The sequence below is a fragment of the Bradyrhizobium genosp. SA-4 str. CB756 genome (assembly GCF_000473125.1).
Taxonomy (GTDB): Bacteria; Pseudomonadota; Alphaproteobacteria; order Rhizobiales; family Xanthobacteraceae; genus Bradyrhizobium; species Bradyrhizobium arachidis.
In genome coordinates this window covers 6,133,229-6,150,384 of record NZ_KI421499.1, presented here as the reverse complement: position 1 = coordinate 6,150,384, position 17,156 = coordinate 6,133,229, and the positions used below count along the sequence as shown (strand labels likewise).

The window sequence follows — 17,156 nt, the reverse complement described above, 5'->3', positions numbered from 1 at the left end:
AGGTCCCCAGGCGGCGACGCAAGTTGCAACGAATGTTCTCTGTCCTTAGGACCAGGCTACCTAAAAGATATGGTAACGCGCAGACATTATTGCGATTACGATTGCTATCGACGCTCTCACTTTAGGGACGTCGTGTTTTCCGTACCTTTCGCCGCGTCCCTGTTCTTGGCCTGAATGAAGGACCTCGTTCCTGTTGGACTCGACGCCCTAGGACTCGTAGATGTGCAGGTGTCCAGCCGGGCTGGCCTCGATGTTATGGCTCAATTCGGCACCTCATGCGGGCGAGCCGCTTAGACTGAAAGGTCTCCTTTGGATTCGGCGGAGCGTGCAGGCGCAGTAGAGGACCATGATCTTCCGAGTGCCACAGGGAATAGCTTCCGCAACTAAAACCAAGTAGCCGAGCAAAATAGTCAAATAAGCATCTAGAAGAGGGGCACATCACCGGAAGTATGCGCGCGTATGCATCTTCGGACTTGATTCTAGGCGAGAGCTATGGTGCGGGCGCGCAGTGGCCTGGGCCGTGTTTTGAGCAGAACCTAGCGAGGTTCCGCGCGGGCGACCCGTCTTCAGGCCTGCTATTCCGCGCGACCCGCGGCCGCGCGGGCGCTTTGCGGGCTGCAGTCTGTGGCGAGGGCGCCCTATGTGGATCGATTGCGAGGTCCAAGCCATCCGCCGAAAAGCCAGGCGGTGCGCGCCCGTCCCCGACGGCTCATTGGTAGAAGACATCGCGCGTGACTAGGCGATCCGTGCTGGTCCAGCCCGCGGTCGGCGGTCTGCCCTCTACACCGCCGGGAGGAGTTTTCCCGGGTTGAAGATGTTCTGCGGATCGAGCCCGCGCTTCAGCGCCCGCATTGCGTCGAGCGCCCCGGGTCCGAGCTCGGCTTTGAGGTATTTCTGCTTGCCCTGGCCGATGCCATGCTCGCCTGTGCAGGTGCCGTCCATCGCCTGCGCACGTTCGACCAGCCGATGCATGAACGCCTCGCCGCGCGCCATCTCGTCGGGATCGTTGACGTCGCACAAGAGCGAGCAATGGAAATTGCCGTCACCGACATGGCCGACGATCGGCGACAGCAGATTGAGCCGCTTCAAATCCTCCTCGGTCTCGGTGACGCAGTCGGCGAGCCGCGAGATCGGCACGCAGACGTCGGTCGCGACCACGCCGGCGCCAGGCCGCAGCGCCTTCACCGACCAATAGGCATCGTGCCGCGCCTGCCACAGCTTGGTGCGGTCCTCGGGTTTTGTGGTCCAACTGAAATCGCCACCGCCGCAGTCTTTGGCAATCTCGCCGAACGCCTTGGACTGCTCGCCCACCTCGATCACACTGCCGTGGAATTCGAGCAGCAACAGCGGAGTCTCCGGCAAAGTCAGCTTGGAATAGGCGTTGCAGGCCTTGACCTGCGCGGCGTTGAGCAATTCGATGCGGGCCACGGGAATGCCGGTCTGAATCGCCAGGATCACCGCCTGGCAGGCGCCATGCACGGTCTCGAATGAAACGGCGCCGGCCGCGATCGTCTCAGGGATGCCGCGCAGCCGGATCGTCAACTCCGAGATGATGCCGAGCGTGCCCTCGGCGCCGACGAAGAGATGCGTCAGGTCGTAGCCCGCCGATGACTTCTTCGCGCGCGTGCCGGTCGTGATGATCTCGCCATCGCCGCGCACGACTTTCAGCGCCAGCACGCTGTCGCGCATGGTACCGTAGCGCACCGCATTGGTGCCGGAGGCGCGTGTCGAGGCCATGCCGCCGAGGGAAGCGTCCGCGCCGGGATCGATCGGGAAGAACAGGCCCTGGTCGCGCAGATGCTCGTTCAGCGCCTTGCGGGTGACGCCGGGCTCGATCACGCAATCGAGGTCCTCGGCATGCACGGCGAGCACCTTGTTCATGTCGCGCAGATCGATGCAGATGCCGCCGGCCGGCGCGTTGACCTGGCCCTCCAGCGAGGTGCCGGTGCCGAACGCGATCACGGGCACGCGGTTCCTGGCGCAGATCCGCACCACGTCCTGGATGTCGGCGGTCTCCTGCGCCATCAACACTGCATCCGGCGGCTGATTCTGCAACCAGGTCGTGGTGTGGCCGTGCTGCTCGCGGACGGCCTGCGAGGTGATCAGGCGATTTCCGAAACGGGCGGTGAGCGCCTGCAGCGCGCTTGTCAGCGCCTCGGGTTCTGGCCGCTTCAAATTCTTGGTAATAGTGATACTCAACTTATCCTCCCGACGGGACGATGACCGTGGCACAAGATTCAAAATCGGGTCAAGAACATCATGACCGGCAGATTGCGAGTGAAGGCCAGTTGCTCCGTCCCGCTTCTGTCCTCGGTGATGCAGGTCGAGCCGCGATAGATCAATGGCCATCTCAACCTTGCCTATTACAACGTGATGTTCGATCGCGCCATCGATGAGTTATGGCTCGGGATCGGGTCGGGCTATACGCGGGAGTGGCATGGCTGGACCTTTACCGGCGAATGCCATGTCTGCTACCTCAGGGAAATCAACCAGGGCACGCCGATTACGGCGACCTTGGTCGTCCCGGACGAGAAGCGATGGATCCGCTTGAGGAGATGCACCCACCATGGCGAAGGCTGACTGACCGCGATTTCGGAGAACATGACCATGCATTGCGATAGGACGGCACACAACGTGCGCCGTTCCCGGGACCGCATCAGGGCTGGTGGCCGAGGCACCAAATCCCCGCTCCGAGTGCCTTGAGAAGCTAAAGCGGGACGGCGATCTAATGTAATCCTATATTGCGCTTAGTCCGCTCGACAAATCTTGGCTGCGGGCGATTGCGAGAAGCATTCCACCTACAGCCTGGGCGAGCCGCATTAGTGGGCATAGCCCGAAATTCATTTGCGCCGATGCACCCGGACGTGCCTATCAGATGGCCAAAAGTCCTCGAACAAGTGATTACCACGGCCTCAACGAGAATGTCGGTGGCAGCGCTCTCCGCTTTTCAACGCCAGCGACCGGGCATGACGCTCAACCTTCGAGCTTGATCGATCGCGTGAAGATCGACACACACTTAGCTCAAAGCCGGAATCGTCTTAAATTTGAGACCCGATTACACGCTTACATAGTACGCCTCATCTCGGTCTCTGCGTGTAACGACCACTCAAATGGTACCCCGAAGCGAAGGCTGAGCGCTCGGCAGGTCCTTTGCTAGGCGTTCGGCCGCATAGAAGGCTTGTAGCTCGTTTTCGAATGTCAACCCGCAGGGGTCGTCCACATTCTGCGTTCCCCGGAGATTGAAATAGAAACGAACCATTCGATGCTTGCCTTCTTGTGCGCAACGATGAGAACAGATTCGCTGAGCTGGGTTTTGTCGACCCTTTCCACACGCATCGCGCTAGTTCGAATTACAGCTAACGAAAATCAACAACATGACAAAATACGGCGGGAGAACGATGAAATACTTCGTACACATCGGACGAAGCTAATGCGTTAAGATTGCGCTGCCTGGTTAACTGCGCCTTAGTACGGACTCTGGAAGTTCTCAACATGACTTCCGCGTCTTTGTCGACTACTTGCGCAAGCCAAGGTTTAGTTCGCGGCCGTACGATCGAACCTGTAAATCGATCGCCATGAACATTGGTGAGGACAAACGCACAGGGCGTTCTGGAGCACTGCAAACCTGGCTACGCAGCATGCTGAAATTCTGTGGCGCAATGTCGTAGCGAGCGCCGACGGCGAAACTCGAAACGCCTTGAGTCTTCTCGGGCAGGTAGAGATCCGTCCTCAAGCCGCTTCTCTGAAATAGGCGCTGTCGTCGGTCGGTCTTATGCCAAGCGATCCTACAAGAGCTCAGCGCAGTCGAGATGACCCGGCCGTAAACCGAAATCAAAGGGCATGCCGCGGCGGTTGCGATCAACATCGCAGCGGCGCCCCTGACTGCGACGGGAGGGTACGGCGATCGACCCGTGGGCCGATCGAGACCTTTCGCGCCGCGCGCCGCCCCCTCTTGTGGCTATCATGCGGAAGATAGGGCAAGTACGCGACCCTGAAGAATGGTGGTAGCGCTCCCGCAGTTTTCTTGCCCGCATTTCCTGCGCTAGCCACGATCTCCTGCGGTCGCGTTCACCGTCGCCGCTGGGATCATTCTCATCTATTTTCCTAACTTGACGAGCTCAGCCGTGAGCGCAGGAACCGCCTGGTAGAGGTCCGCCACCAGGCCGTAATCCGCGACCTGGAAGATCGGCGCGTCCTCGTCCTTGTTGATCGCGACGATCACCTTGGAGTCCTTCATGCCGGCCAGATGCTGAATCGCGCCGGAAATGCCGACCGCGACATAGAGCTCGGGAGCCACAACCTTGCCGGTTTGGCCAACCTGCCAGTCGTTCGGGGCATAGCCGGCGTCCACCGCTGCGCGCGAGGCACCGACGCCGGCGCCGAGCTTGTCGGCCAGCGGCTCGATGTACTTGGCGAAGTTCTCGCGGCTCTGCATGGCACGGCCACCGGAGACGATGATCTTGGCCGAGGTCAGCTCCGGACGGTCGCTCTTGGCGACTTCCTCGCCGACGAAGGTCGACAGGCCCGGATCGGCCGCCGCAGCAACGCTCTCGACCGGCGCACTGCCGCCTTCACCGGCAGCGGCGAAGGTGGAGGTGCGGACCGTGATGACCTTCTTGGCGTCCTTCGACTTCACCGTCTGGATGGCGTTGCCGGCATAGATCGGACGCTCATAGGTATCGGGCGCGACCACCTTGATGATCTCCGAGACCTGCATGACGTCGAGCAGGGCTGCGACACGCGGCATCACGTTCTTGAAGCGCGAGGTCGCNGGCGCGACGATCGCNTCATAGGACGGCGCCAGCGAGACGATCAGCGCGGCCAGCGGCTCGGCGAGATCGTGCGCATAGGTCTCGCCGTCGGCGAGCAGCACCTTCTTGACGCCGGCGAGCTTGGCAGCGGCGTCCGCCGCGGCCTTGGCGTTCTGGCCGGCCACCAGCACCTCGACGTCCGCGCCGAGCGCGGCAGCCGCGGTCAGGGCCTTGTTGGTCGCATCCTTCAACGACGCATTGTCGTGTTCGGCAATCAGAAGCGTCGTCATCAGAGCACCCCGGCTTCGTTCTTGAGTTTCGACACCAGCTCGGCGACGTCCTTCACCTTGACGCCCGCCTTGCGGCCCGCCGGTTCAGTCGTCTTGAGAACCTCGAGACGCGCGGTGACGTCGACGCCGTAATCGGCGACGGCCTTCTCCGCGATCGGCTTCTTCTTCGCCTTCATGATGTTGGGCAGCGAGGCATAGCGCGGCTCGTTGAGGCGAAGGTCTGTGGTGACGATCGCCGGTCCCTTCAGTTTCACGGTCTGCAGGCCGCCGTCGACTTCGCGCGTGACCTTGAAGTCCGAACCTTCGACCTCGAGCTTCGAGGCGAAGGTCGCTTGCGACCAGCCGAGCAGCGCGGCCAGCATCTGGCCGGTCTGGTTGCTGTCGTCGTCGATCGCCTGCTTGCCGAGGATGATCAGGCCCGGCTGCTCTTCTTCAGCAACCTTCTTCAGGATCTTGGCGACGGCGAGCGGCTCGACGTTGCCCTCGGCCTTCACCAGGATGCCGCGATCGGCGCCCATGGCAAGACCGGTACGGATCGTCTCCGACGCCTGCGCCGGTCCGATGGAGACCACCACGACCTCGGTCGCCTTGCCGCCTTCCTTCAGGCGCAGCGCTTCCTCGACCGCGATTTCGTCGAACGGGTTCATCGACATCTTGACGTTGGCGAGTTCAACGCCGGATCCATCGCCCTTGACGCGGACCTTGACGTTGTAATCGACCACCCGCTTTACCGGCACTAAGACCTTCATCGATCCTCTTTCACTGGCAACTATGAGTCTGTTTTTGATGGGAGGCGCGGAACGTACAGATCTCGCAAAGCGGGGTCAACCAAAGTCAAATAGATACCCCCTTTGCGGATGATCTCGCCGCAGAAAGTAGATGAGCTGCTTGGTACACTTCGGACGAAAGTGAGGCCTTGCGGCTACGTGAGCCGAATTAAAGGCGCCGTCTGTGGATTGAGTTGGCCGTCGGCGAAATCCGCCAAAAGTGAATTTGTCGAGTGCTTCCTGTCGTGCAGCGAGGCTCGCTAGATGTTTGTAAGTCCTGTCTGACGACATCTGCACAACCCGAGCATCGCTTGAGGAAGACTTGCGTCCAGGGAGGCCCTTCTTCTCCAGCAGCTTCGATTGGGTTGTGATAAGGCGACGGAATGCGAACTCATTCTGTACGTTTCGGACAGACGTATTCCTTCAAAAGCTCGCCGATCGGCTCGCATTCATACTGGTAGCTGCGTTCATTAGGTTGACCATCGAGGCGGTAGGAGAAATGCTCAAGGAAGTTCGGGCGGCGGGCACTTTGCCATAGCAGACCGACGCTGGCCAATTGCAATCGGATCCAGTTCGGAGCGTGAAAATCATCGACCAGCCTTCAATACGACTCTAGCGGCGTTGGAACATCTCATGTGTATGTTTCCTGCGTTGATGCGACCGGCACGATCGCGAGCAGGCATAAGGTGGAACGGTGTATTAGGTCCCAGGATGGACCGATGATATCGTCCAGATGGACGTTAGAGCAGACCCGAAAAAGGCGTTCGTGCACACGCATAATGAATGAGAGAAACCAAATGCGTAAAATCGAAGACTGGCAGGCCGATCTCGGCCTGGATTGCTGCCGCATAGGGCGGCAGCAACGCACATTCCAGGAGGAGAGCTCCTGTATCGGGAGCTTCGTCGACTAGCCGCTTAGCTACCGTAACCACCTCGCTTCTAATGCGAGCGAAATCCAGCGTTGTCTTGTTGTCCCATGCCGTTCCGGCGAACTCGGGGCAACCATCCATCCCTACAACGTGGATCCTCGAAGGTTCGATACCAGCCGCTAGAAGATGACGAGCGGATAGACTGGCTGCATCGGCGGTAATAACACCGACGCGCCGTCCTCTTCTTAGGGTAGCAGCGATGAAGGGCACCAGCATAAGCGATGACGAGAATACGGGGATGCTAACCGCTTCCAGCAAATGGCGCTGAAACAAGACGGCGAAGCCGCACGACGTGGTAATGGCCTGGCAACCCTGATGCTCGAGGTAACGAGCGCCCTCGACCCAAGGCTCTATCGCCTTTCGGAACTCCTTGCTCTCGGGATCGACGACGGCGAGATCGCGTACCGTTCCATTCCCGGAAGACCCCTTCACGACGTGGTGCATTACTGGAAACGCGAACGACGATGCATTGCCTATCGCACCTGGTGGCCGCGGAATGCGGGTTTCTATCATCAGGACTCCAATCCGATGACCGTAAACGTTATGACCTCCTTCAAGTAAGCCGCTTTCCATGACCAGCTCCTCAGATTCTGCACAACAGGTCGCGTGAAATCTGTAACTACATCGGCGACCCGCACCATTACCGCGAACGTCTCTAAGATATCACTCGGCCGGCGTCCGTCCAGATCACCGGAATGTAGGGAAGGTCTGTTCCACCCAAAGCTCGATGCCACCCTGCACATCGCAGTCTTTGCCGGGACGAAACGCTTCGGGCTTGCGGCCTCTCGGCTTTTCAATCTTTCCCACTCAATTGCCTGTCTCCCAGCTCAAACGGCAGCATCCCACTCTTCTGCGAGAAATAGCCAGCTCGCTGAGGCGCAAAACGTGCGAAGCCGCGTAAGCACGGAAATAGGTCAATCGAAACCCACTGCATATCGCTGAACATCATACTTGGCGCTGTCCCGGAGCTGGAATCGCGCTCCCACTCGAACGAACATTGGCGAGAGTCAGCAATTGGTGCATGCAGTTTTTCGGCTCGGACTAGGCGAAATAAGCTCAAGAAAATCATTAGACCGCTCTATCGTGACAATACCTTGGTGAGGTGTGAGCTGAGAGGAGATGTCATGCGCGCGATGTTGAACGCTTTCTCATTGGTCCTCTTGCTAAACTTGGCTGCATACCCCTTTCAGGCGTTTGCCCAAACTGAGAATGCTCTTTCCGCCTCTGTTCGCAAAGCCGGGTCAATCAAGGTGGCGATCGCCTCGTTCCCACCTTACATGACCATGTCGCCGAGTGGAGAGGCGACGGGCATCTGGATTGACCTACAGAACATGATTCTCAAAAGCATGAGTCTGCCAGAGATGACGCCGGTGATCACACAATGGGATTCCATGACGCCCGGACTGCAGGCCCGCCAGTTCGACTATGTTGCCAGCCTCGTTATCTCGGAGGAACGCTGCAAAGCGATGATTTTTTCGGCGCCCCATTACGCCTATCAGATCGGGCTTCATGTCCGAGCCGGAAATCCGAAGCATCTGATGAGCGTCGCCGAAATTGCGCATCGCCCGGATATCAAGGTCGCGATAATTTCGGGAGCGCCTTGGCTGACCTACGCGCTAAAACAGGGAATCAAGTCAGAGCAGATTGTCCGCGTCCCTGACGTTCAGGCTGGTGTCGCGACAGTCAACGGCGGCCGCGCGGACGCGTATATAGAGAGTCAGTTTGCTGTCAGCAATCCGGAGCAGAAAGGCGTCGAGGTGGTCGTCGATAAAGCGTCACCAATATCTGGATCGGCCGCAGTATTTCGCAAGGAAGATGCACGGCTCCGAGATGCATATAATGAGAAGCTGAAAATGCTCGTGAGCGATGGCACGATCCAGAAGCTCTATCAGAAACAAGGGCTTCCCGGTGGTGAGGAACAGGCTAGCCTACTTGCCAATACGGCCAAGGCCGGTGACCTCGTGCCGAGTTGCGAGTGAGGCGAAGATCTAGCAATCTGCTGAAAAGAGCGGATGTCGCGAGCAGCCTGCTCGTATAGTCCCGCTGACTGACGGGTCCTGGATGAGCAGTTCAGCAGTTCGGCCTGCCGTTCCAGATCCGGGCGTGTGGCGTTCCCGTACCCGGCTCTTGCCGACTCGACAACGTCATCCCCCGTGAAGACCTAGACATCCCGATCTCGCACGGCCGATTGAACGGCGAGGAAGGTGAGGGTGCTGTTGCGCTCGCTGTGCCGTCGCAAAGAGTCGAGCATGTCTTCCTCTGTGGTCCGCTCGGCATGAGCGAGGAAAGCGAACCGATCGGTCACAAAGTCGGCATCTCCGACGATCGTATCCACGTCGAGCGTTTCGTCTCTGAATTCGGTGGCAAGCCGCGGAAAGAAGATCGTCGCATTGGAGGCGCCGCCGCTGGCGATTGCTTCCTTAATCATCGATAGTAGATTCACGACGCTCCCATTGGAGGAGGTGTGCGCCGAGGTGCTCGAGGACGAGGCTCCATGGATATCAAGAGGCTCCATGGATATCAATTACTCGCTGAAAACCTGTCGGCTGAAGGCAGTTTCATGCGCACCTGCCAGGCTAAGCCGTCATCCGAGCGGGATCGACCACGACCATGTCTAGATTTCTCAGATTTGGTGCATAGTTGCCGTCCCCTTCAGTGCGGTGGGCGCGCAGACTACCGGCCGATCGCAGCATTGCTATTCGATCCTAACCAGGGACTGGTCTTCAACTCAGCCTTCCCACCAAACGTGCAACCTCGGCCTTGACTTTGGGAATAGCGATCTCCTTCACCGGGCCATAGCCGCTGATTTCCAGCGGCGCGCGCGCGATCGCGAGCGCGTCGCCGAAGTTCTGGGCATTGACTTTGGCGATCATCATTTCGACCTGCCGTTCGTACCACGCAATGAGCTCCCGCTCGGAGCGGCGTTCGGAGGTATAGCCGAACAGATCGAGTGAGGTGCCGCGCAAAATCTTCAGCCTCGCCAACATCCGCAACGGTACCTGAATCCACGGGCCAAAGCTGTGCTTGCGCGGTCGTCCGCGCGCGTCACGCCTAGCGGGCAGGAAGGGCGGGGCAAGGTGATAAGTCACGCGATAGTTGCCTTCAAATTCGCGGCGAAGCTCGTCCAAGAAGCCGGTCTGCAGGTATAGGCGCGCCACCTCATATTCGTCCTTATAGGCCATCAGCTTGAACAGGGAGCGGGCAACCGCGTCGGCTAACGCCTCGCTGTCTAGCGCGGATTCGGCGCGCCGCACCCTTGTTACGATTGCCCGATAGCGCGCAGCATAGGCATCGTCCTGATAGGCGGTGAGGAATTCGGCGCGCCGGGCGATGATCTGGTCCAGCGTCTCGGCTTGCGGCGTCGCGCTCGCCTCCGGCAAGAAGTCCGGATCGGCAGCCGCAATGCGGCCCCAGGCAAAGGCTTGCCTGTTGCGCTCGACCGCGACGCCGTTGAGCTCGATCGCGCGCAGCAGTGCGGATAGCGAGACCGGCACCAGCCCGTGCTGCCAGGCAAAGCCGAGCATGATGATGTTGGCATAGACGGCGTCGCCGAGCAGCCGTTCCGCCAGCGCATTGGCATTGATGGTGTCGAGATTGTTCTCGCCAATGACATGGCCGATCGCGCGCAGGCGGGCGGGAGAAGCGAGATCGGCATCGCGGAAACGAACGACGTCGCCGGTCGGCATCTCCGCGGTGTTGACCACCGCGCGGGTGCCGCGGCGATAGGTGCCGGACGCCTTGGGCGAGGAGCTGACGACGAGATCGCAGCCGATCAGCGCATCGGCCGCGCCCTGGTCGATGCGGACCTGGTGCAGCGCGTCCGGGGACGCGGCAAGCCGGAGATAGCTCAGCACGGGACCGAATTTTTGCGCAAAGCCGGTGAAGTCGAGCACCGAGACGCCGCGTCGTTCCAGATGCGCGGCCATGCCGATCAGCGCGCCGACCGTGATCACGCCGGTGCCGCCGACACCGGTCACGAGCAGATCGTAGGGTCGATCGAGCGTTGTGGTGACGGGCAGGGGAAGCGTGGCGGCCCGGCCCACCGCATCGATCTCGCTTGCACTCTTCTTGCGTCGCGTCGCGCCTTCGACGGTGACGAAGCTCGGGCAGAAGCCGTTGAGGCAGGAGAAATCCTTATTGCAGGCCGACAGGTTGATCCGGCGTTTGCGGCCGAATGGCGTCTCCTTCGGCTCGACGCTGAGGCAGTTGGACTCGACCGAGCAATCGCCGCAGCCTTCGCAGACGAGGTCGTTGATGTAGGCAAAGCGCTTGGGGTCGGCGAGCTGCCCGCGCTTGCGGCGCCGCCGCTTCTCGGTGGCGCAGGTCTGCTGGTAGATCAGCACCGAGACGCCCGGGACATCGCGCAGCTCGCGCTGCACCGCATCCATCGCCTCGCGCGGGTGGATGGTGACGCCGATCGGCAGGTCCGCCGGAGCAAACTGCGCGGGATCGTCGGAGACCAGCGCAATGCGCGCGACGCCCTCGGCGCGGACGCTGTGCGCAATCGCATGCACGCTGATGGGGCCGTCGACCGGCTGGCCGCCGGTCATTGCGACGGCATCATTGAACAGGATCTTGTAGGTGATGTTGGCTTTGGCGGCGATCGCCTGGCGGATCGCCATCGAGCCGGAGTGATAATAGGTGCCTTCGCCGAGATTCTGGAAGACGTGCTTGTTGCCGGTNAATCGCGACGATGCCGCCCAGTTCACGCCCTCGCCGCCCATCTGGATCAGCGACGAGGTCTCGCGGTCCATCCAGCTCGCCATGAAATGGCAGCCGATGCCGGCCAGCGCCTTCGAGCCTTCGGGGACCTTGGTCGAAATGTTGTGCGGACATCCCGAGCAGAAATACGGCGTGCGCGTTGCGCCGGCGACGGTGATCGTGCGCGCGGCCTCCGGCATCAAGGCGGCCGCACGTGCCGCGAGATTGAGGCCGGGAAACATCGGATCGAGCCGGCGCGCGAGCACGCCGGCCAGCGCGCGCGGCGACAATTCGCCGATCCAGGAGATCAGCCGCCCGCCGCGCTCGTCATGCTTGCCGACCATGCGCTCGGGCTTGGTGCCGGGATAGTCGTAGAAGTATTCCTTGAACTGGCTCTCGATGATGCCGCGTTTCTCCTCGACCACCAGGATCTCGCGCTTGCCCTTCACGAACTCCATCGCGTCGTGCAGCGCCAGCGGCCAGACCATGCCGACCTTGTAGATGTCGATGCCGATGCTGCGGCAGGCGGACTCATCGAGGCCCATCAAGCGCAGCGCTTCCATCAGATCCAGGTGCGCCTTCCCCGTCGTGACGATGCCGTAGCTGGCATTGGGAATGTCGTAGATGTGGCGGTCGATCGGATTGGCCTTCGCGAAGGCGTAGACCGCGTGCTTCTTCGCCTCCAGCCGTTCCTCGATCTGCGGCCCCGGCAAATCGGGCCAGCGATAGTGCAGCCCGCCTGGCGGCGGCGTGAAGTCCGGCGTGCGGAAGGCGCGGGGCGGGCGCAACGCGACGGAGGCGCCTGATTCCACGATCTCCGAGATCGCCTTGAAGCCGACCCACATGCCGGAGAAGCGGCTCAGCGCGTAGCCATATTCGCCGAACTCGAGATATTCGCTGACGCTGGCCGGGTGCAGCGTCGGCATGAACCAGCTCATGAAGGCGACGTCGGACTGGTGCGGCATCGACGAGGAGACGCAGCCATGGTCGTCGCCGGCGACCACCAGCACGCCGCCATGCGGCGAGGAGCCGTAGGCATTGCCGTGCTTGAGCGCATCGCCGGAGCGATCGACGCCCGGGCCCTTGCCGTACCAGAGCCCGAACACGCCATCGACCTCGCGGTCTCCTTGCGTCTCGACCTGCTGCGAGCCGAGCACGGCGGTTGCGGCGAGGTCCTCGTTCACGGCGGGCAGGAATTCGATGCGCTCCGTCTTCAACTGATCCTTGATACGCCAGAGCTCGAGGTCGACACCGCCGAGCGGTGAGCCGCGATAACCGGAGATGAAGCCGGCGGTGTTCAGTCCCGCCGCGCGATCGCGTCGCGCCTGATCGAGCGCGACGCGGACGATCGCCTGCGTGCCCGTGAGGAAGACGCGGCCATCCTCACGCTCATAGCGGTCGGAGAGTTCGTAAGTGTCGAGTGACGGAATGACGTCCATGGGGCCTCGCGCGGCATCCTTTTCGCATGGACGAAGGCTAATCGCAGGCGGCTGGTAGGTCTTACCTATCTATTCCGGATGAAGGCACAAATGTGGTAGGAATTTCCAATTAATGGCAATATTCGGTAATATTAGTCGATCCAGGGATCTCCGTGACAAAAGATCAGAGCGCGCGCATTCGCGCCCACCTCCAGAAGGATGGTCGCGCCGCGAACCAGTAGGTTGCGGACAATGTCGGCATGTCGACGTCGACATGCTGGCGACGAGTTCGCGCGTTGGAGGAGACCAGGCGTCATCCGCGGCTACGCCGCGCTGGTCGCGCGCGAGCAAGCGGGCTTTGCGATTTCTGCCATTCTCCATTTCTCGCTGGAGCGGCACGACGCAAAATTAGTCTATGAGTTCGTCTCGCGGGTGACCAGACGGCGCGAGGTGCCGGAGTGCTTCGAGAACTTCATGTTTCGCTTACCCGGTGTCCGCAATGTGGGTACGAACATGATCCTGAAAGAGATCAAGACCGGCGTGACTTGCCGTTCAGGTCGAAACGCGGGCGAGAGTAGATCCGAGAAGCAAGTAAATGGATGGAGTCAGGCGTAGTGCTCAGTCAACAATGATGAAGCCATTCAGCCGAACGGGCCCATTTGGTGGAACCGCGCTATCACACCAATGTGGCGTGTTGACGAGAAGCAAGGTCTGCTCCAACACATAGACGTGCAAGCTATCGTGTACTCGGCGAGACACCAGGACGGCTGCAATACGGGCCGTTTATGCACCCTGCTATTCCCATTTAGCGGCGCCGTCACAGTTTGCGGGCAATTCACGAACAGCCGATGGCGCACGCGCTAGCACCGCGTCCCATCAGCCCTGAACAACGGGCACGCGTGCTTCTCACATAGGCTTTGCCACTCATTGAGAGTCCTCAGATAAAGTTCTGGCTTCTCTTAAATGGCTCGACCTAATTGGGGCCGGCATCTATGGTTGTAGCTGGACGATGTTGAAGCTCAAAGAAAGGAACTGGTACGATGGCGCGCTCCCTTGCCAGCGACCATGATGAGAAGCGCCAGGCAATACTCGGCCGCACGGCGGAGCTGTTTGCGGCGCACGGATATCATCAAGCTTCCATGAACAAGATCGCTGACGCTATCGGGGTCTCAAAGGCTCTCTTATATCACTATTACCGAGACAAAGAGGAGCTGCTTTTCGACGTCCTACGCTTCCACCTTAATGACCTCCTCGGCGTCATTGAGATGGCTGATCGCCCTGGCCTGGGTCCAGCGCGGCGTCTGAATGCTTTGGTTCGCGCCCTGCTCGAGGCGTACCGAGATGCGGACGCCCAACACAATGTGCAAATATCGAGCATGCGTTTCCTGTCGACGGTCAGACAGCAGAAGTTGAAGAGCATGGAGCGCGAATTGGTTGCAGTGTTTTCAGACGCGATCGCAGACGTCGCCCCTCATCTCAAGGGCAGTCCACTCCTGAAGGCGCTGACCATGTCCCTGTTCGGAATGTTGAATTGGCACTATTTGTGGTTTCGTGATGCGGGCCCTATCACTCGACAGGATTACGCCGACCTGGTCACGCGCCTGATCGCAGACGGTTCTCACAGTGTAAATGCCGAAACGCTGTCCTCAAATAAACGTGCGAAATTCGTAAAAGCGTCCATCTCCTCGCAGCGTCGGAAGGCGTCTAGCGAACCCTGATGCCTTCGCTTGCGCGTTATCGCAAGTTCGCGCGCTCGTTAAGTGAGCAGTTTATTGATTTGGACGGATGCCCGTGCTCTTGTGAAATTCGCAATATCGGCCATTATTTCCTTGCCGTACGCCTTGCCTGCCGCATTGAAGTCGTCGCGGGATTCGAAAGTGAGCAGCGCGGCGACCTGGAAGTCTGGCGGACGCCCATCCAGCTTGGCAATTTGCTGGATCACCTGCGCACTTCGGAGACCAAGAGGGGTCCAGCGCTCCTTCACCAGCGGGATGTGCTTTTTGAGATAATAGTCCAAATCGAAATCTGAACCTGCCGCATATTGTACTGTAACAAGGATCATCTTCGTGTTCCTTCGCAGTTGGTCAGGATTGCGACCTGAGGGCGTTCATGGTGAGCAATTCATAAGTCGCTGCGATCTCATTCTTCCCTGTCATTATCTCGACGTCCCATCGCACTTCGCCGTAAGTCTCGTTGCGCGGAGACTTCTCCATGGCCGTGAGCCTCACCCCGATACTCTCGCCTGGTTGCAAGGGTTTGAGGAACCGCAATGAGTCGAGCCCATAATTGGCGAGGACGGGGCCCGGGTCGGGGTCGACGAACAGGCCTGCGGCAAACGACAGAAGCAGGTAGCCGTGCGCCACGCGCCCCGGAAAGAACGGATGCCCTTTTGTGGCTTCTTCGCTCATGTGCGCATAGAACGTGTCCCCAGTAAAATGAGCAAAATGTTCGACGTCGGCGAGGGTCACGTCCCGAAAGCGTGACAAGAAGGTTTGCCCTATGTCCAGATCTTCGAAATAATAGCGGAACGGGTGCTTTTCCGTTTCGAGCGTCGGCGCGCCTTTGATCCAGCGTCCTGTAATCCCGCTGATCATTGCCGGCGAGCCTTGTACTGCCGTGCGTTGCATGTAGTGGTGGATGCTGCGCACGCCACCCAGCTCCTCCCCGCCACCCGCGCGTCCGGGACCACCATGCACCAAATGCGGCATCGGCGAGCCGTGACCAGTCTGTTCTTTGGCGCAGTCGCGATCGATCAGGATGACACGGCCGTGGAAACTGCCAACGCCGAATGCCAGATGTGAACCGATTTGCCGATCATGCGTGTAGACTGATGCAACGAGGCTGCCGCCGCCTTGGTTCGCCAACGCTATGGCATCTTCAAGCTCACCGTAGTCGAGTACCGTACAGACCGGGCCGAAGGCTTCGACGGAATGAACCTTGCTTGCTTTGAAGGGATCGGCACAATGAAGGACGATCGGCGGCATAAACGCTCCCCGGTTCTTGTCCCCTCCGACGACGGTAAAATCGTCGAGGTCGCCGACGACCAATTCAGCTTCAGAGCGAAGCTCCTTGACGAGTGACAGGACGGCATCGCGCTGTTCCACACCCACCAGCGCTCCCATACGTACCGTTTCCACTTCCGGATTGCCGATGACAACCGTGGCTAGTCGCTCGCGGAGCGCCTCGATCACCGCGGTGACTAAACCGGACGGAGCAAAAGCGCGGCGAATCGCAGTGCACTTTTGTCCGGCCTTGACGGTCATCTCCTTTGCCACTTCCTTTACGAAGAGATCAAACTCCGGCGTCCCGGGCTTCGCATCTGGAGCAAGAATTGCGGCATTCAGCGAATCGCGTTCGGCAACGAAGCGAATGGCATTGCGCGTAATGATTGGATGCCGCTGCAGTTTTTCTGATGTGTCAGCGGATCCCGTGAAGGATACGACGTCCTGGCAGGTTAGATGTTCGAACAGATCTCCTGTCGACCCGACGATAAATTGAAACGCGCCATCAGGCAGGATGTTCGAGCTTGCGATCATCTGGGCGAGCGTGTACGCGACATAGGCTGTTACGGTCGCTGGCTTGGTGATGACAGGCACGCCAGCCAGGATCGCCGGCGCCATCTTTTCCAACATGCCCCAACAGGGGAAATTGTACGCGTTGATGTGGATTGCGGCGCCGCGTAGGGACGTGATGATGTGTTGTCCGCCAAAAGTTCCGGCCTTGCTCAGGATTTCGGCCTTGCCGTCAATGAGAAAGGTGCCATTGGGCAGCTCACGGCGGCCCTTGCTGGCATAGACAAAGAGCGTGCCGATGCCGCCATCCACATCGATCATGCTGTCGCCGCGGGTCGCTCCAGTCTGAAAGGAAAGCCTGTAAAGTTCGTCCTTTCGTTGATTAATGAATTCTCCGAGTTTCTTCAGTAGACCCGCGCGCTGATGGAAAGTAAGACGCCGTAAACTAGGAGATCCTACATCGCGCGCGTAGCGAAGGACCTCATTGGCATCGATACCGCTGCTCGAGGCCTCGGCGACAACATCGCCCGTCACGGCGCTACGTATGGCGACGGCATCCGTGCCGAGAGTAACCCACTTTCCGGTGACGAAGCTTTGGAGTCTCATGTGAATGCCTTCAGTTAATACCAATGGACGCTAAAGGAATAGATGAATGCGCCCACTTCCCCGACATCCAATACCTGGATGTCGTCGCGCAAGTCCAACTCAAGCGCATCGAGCTCTTTTTCGGAACCAGTCGATCCAGCTTACGTAGAGCAAGCCGAAGCACCCCTTCCGCCTCCTGCACG

General features: G+C 59.8%; 12 protein-coding genes and 1 pseudogene. 4 read left to right on the top strand and 9 right to left on the bottom strand.

The window, feature by feature from the left end; all coding sequences use genetic code 11:
- Positions 1-780: 780 nt before the first annotated feature.
- Positions 781-2,199 carry an FAD-binding oxidoreductase gene (locus BRAGE_RS0129615; protein ID WP_027565195.1) on the bottom strand — a complete coding sequence of 473 codons (1,419 nt, stop codon included), beginning with the start codon at positions 2,197-2,199 and terminating at the stop codon, positions 781-783.
- Between the two features lie 138 nt (positions 2,200-2,337).
- On the opposite strand from BRAGE_RS0129615, the gene BRAGE_RS57055 reads away from it, so the two are divergent.
- On the top strand, positions 2,338-2,580 hold the full coding sequence (locus BRAGE_RS57055) for a thioesterase family protein (RefSeq protein ID WP_283808088.1): 243 nt from the start codon (positions 2,338-2,340) through the stop codon (positions 2,578-2,580).
- Positions 2,581-4,096: 1,516 nt separating this feature from the next.
- Here the strand turns inward: BRAGE_RS57055 and BRAGE_RS0129605 are convergent.
- The 4 genes from BRAGE_RS0129605 to BRAGE_RS0129595 all read right to left on the bottom strand — a co-directional run bounded on the left by BRAGE_RS0129605 (position 4,097) and on the right by BRAGE_RS0129595 (position 7,310).
- Entirely contained in the window at positions 4,097-5,041 is a 945-nt protein-coding gene (locus BRAGE_RS0129605) for an electron transfer flavoprotein subunit alpha/FixB family protein (protein ID WP_028146410.1), read from the bottom strand.
- The gene (locus BRAGE_RS0129600) at positions 5,041-5,790 is read right to left on the bottom strand and encodes an electron transfer flavoprotein subunit beta/FixA family protein (RefSeq protein ID WP_028146409.1); all 750 of its coding nucleotides are present in this window, start codon (positions 5,788-5,790) and stop codon (positions 5,041-5,043) included. Before BRAGE_RS0129600 ends, BRAGE_RS0129605 begins: the two co-directional genes overlap by 1 nt.
- A gap of 409 nt (positions 5,791-6,199) precedes the next feature.
- Positions 6,200-6,364: a hypothetical protein gene (locus BRAGE_RS55015; RefSeq protein ID WP_156950886.1), complete on the bottom strand. Its 165-nt coding sequence runs from the start codon at positions 6,362-6,364 to the stop codon at positions 6,200-6,202.
- Between the two features lie 184 nt (positions 6,365-6,548).
- Positions 6,549-7,310, bottom strand: a complete 762-nt coding sequence (locus tag BRAGE_RS0129595) for an aspartate/glutamate racemase family protein (protein WP_063617251.1) — start codon at positions 7,308-7,310, stop codon at positions 6,549-6,551.
- A gap of 551 nt (positions 7,311-7,861) precedes the next feature.
- On the opposite strand from BRAGE_RS0129595, the gene ehuB reads away from it, so the two are divergent.
- Positions 7,862-8,716: an ectoine/hydroxyectoine ABC transporter substrate-binding protein EhuB gene (gene ehuB, locus BRAGE_RS49785; RefSeq protein WP_051378133.1), complete on the top strand. Its 855-nt coding sequence runs from the start codon at positions 7,862-7,864 to the stop codon at positions 8,714-8,716.
- A gap of 182 nt (positions 8,717-8,898) precedes the next feature.
- Here ehuB and BRAGE_RS0129585 read toward each other — a convergent pair whose 3' ends face one another.
- Positions 8,899-9,165 carry a hypothetical protein gene (locus tag BRAGE_RS0129585; protein WP_027565174.1) on the bottom strand — a complete coding sequence of 89 codons (267 nt, stop codon included), beginning with the start codon at positions 9,163-9,165 and terminating at the stop codon, positions 8,899-8,901.
- A gap of 295 nt (positions 9,166-9,460) precedes the next feature.
- Positions 9,461-12,877, bottom strand: a complete 3,417-nt coding sequence (locus BRAGE_RS0129580) for an indolepyruvate ferredoxin oxidoreductase family protein (protein WP_028146407.1) — start codon at positions 12,875-12,877, stop codon at positions 9,461-9,463.
- Between the two features lie 152 nt (positions 12,878-13,029).
- Between BRAGE_RS0129580 and BRAGE_RS57765 the strand changes: the two are divergent.
- Positions 13,030-13,471 (top strand): annotated as a pseudogene (locus BRAGE_RS57765) (Lrp/AsnC family transcriptional regulator).
- A 425-nt stretch (positions 13,472-13,896) separates the two neighbouring features.
- A complete protein-coding gene (locus BRAGE_RS0129570; RefSeq protein ID WP_027564977.1) occupies positions 13,897-14,574 on the top strand; it encodes a TetR/AcrR family transcriptional regulator in 678 nt (225 codons plus the stop codon).
- A gap of 38 nt (positions 14,575-14,612) precedes the next feature.
- On the opposite strand, the gene BRAGE_RS0129565 is transcribed toward BRAGE_RS0129570, so the two are convergent.
- Together BRAGE_RS0129565 and paaZ are read right to left on the bottom strand one after the other, a co-directional pair.
- Positions 14,613-14,918, bottom strand: a complete 306-nt coding sequence (locus tag BRAGE_RS0129565) for an EthD family reductase (RefSeq protein ID WP_027564978.1) — start codon at positions 14,916-14,918, stop codon at positions 14,613-14,615.
- A 22-nt stretch (positions 14,919-14,940) separates the two neighbouring features.
- The gene (gene paaZ, locus BRAGE_RS0129560; protein ID WP_027564979.1) at positions 14,941-16,974 is read right to left on the bottom strand and encodes a phenylacetic acid degradation bifunctional protein PaaZ; all 2,034 of its coding nucleotides are present in this window, start codon (positions 16,972-16,974) and stop codon (positions 14,941-14,943) included.
- Between the last annotated feature and the right edge of the window lie 182 nt (positions 16,975-17,156).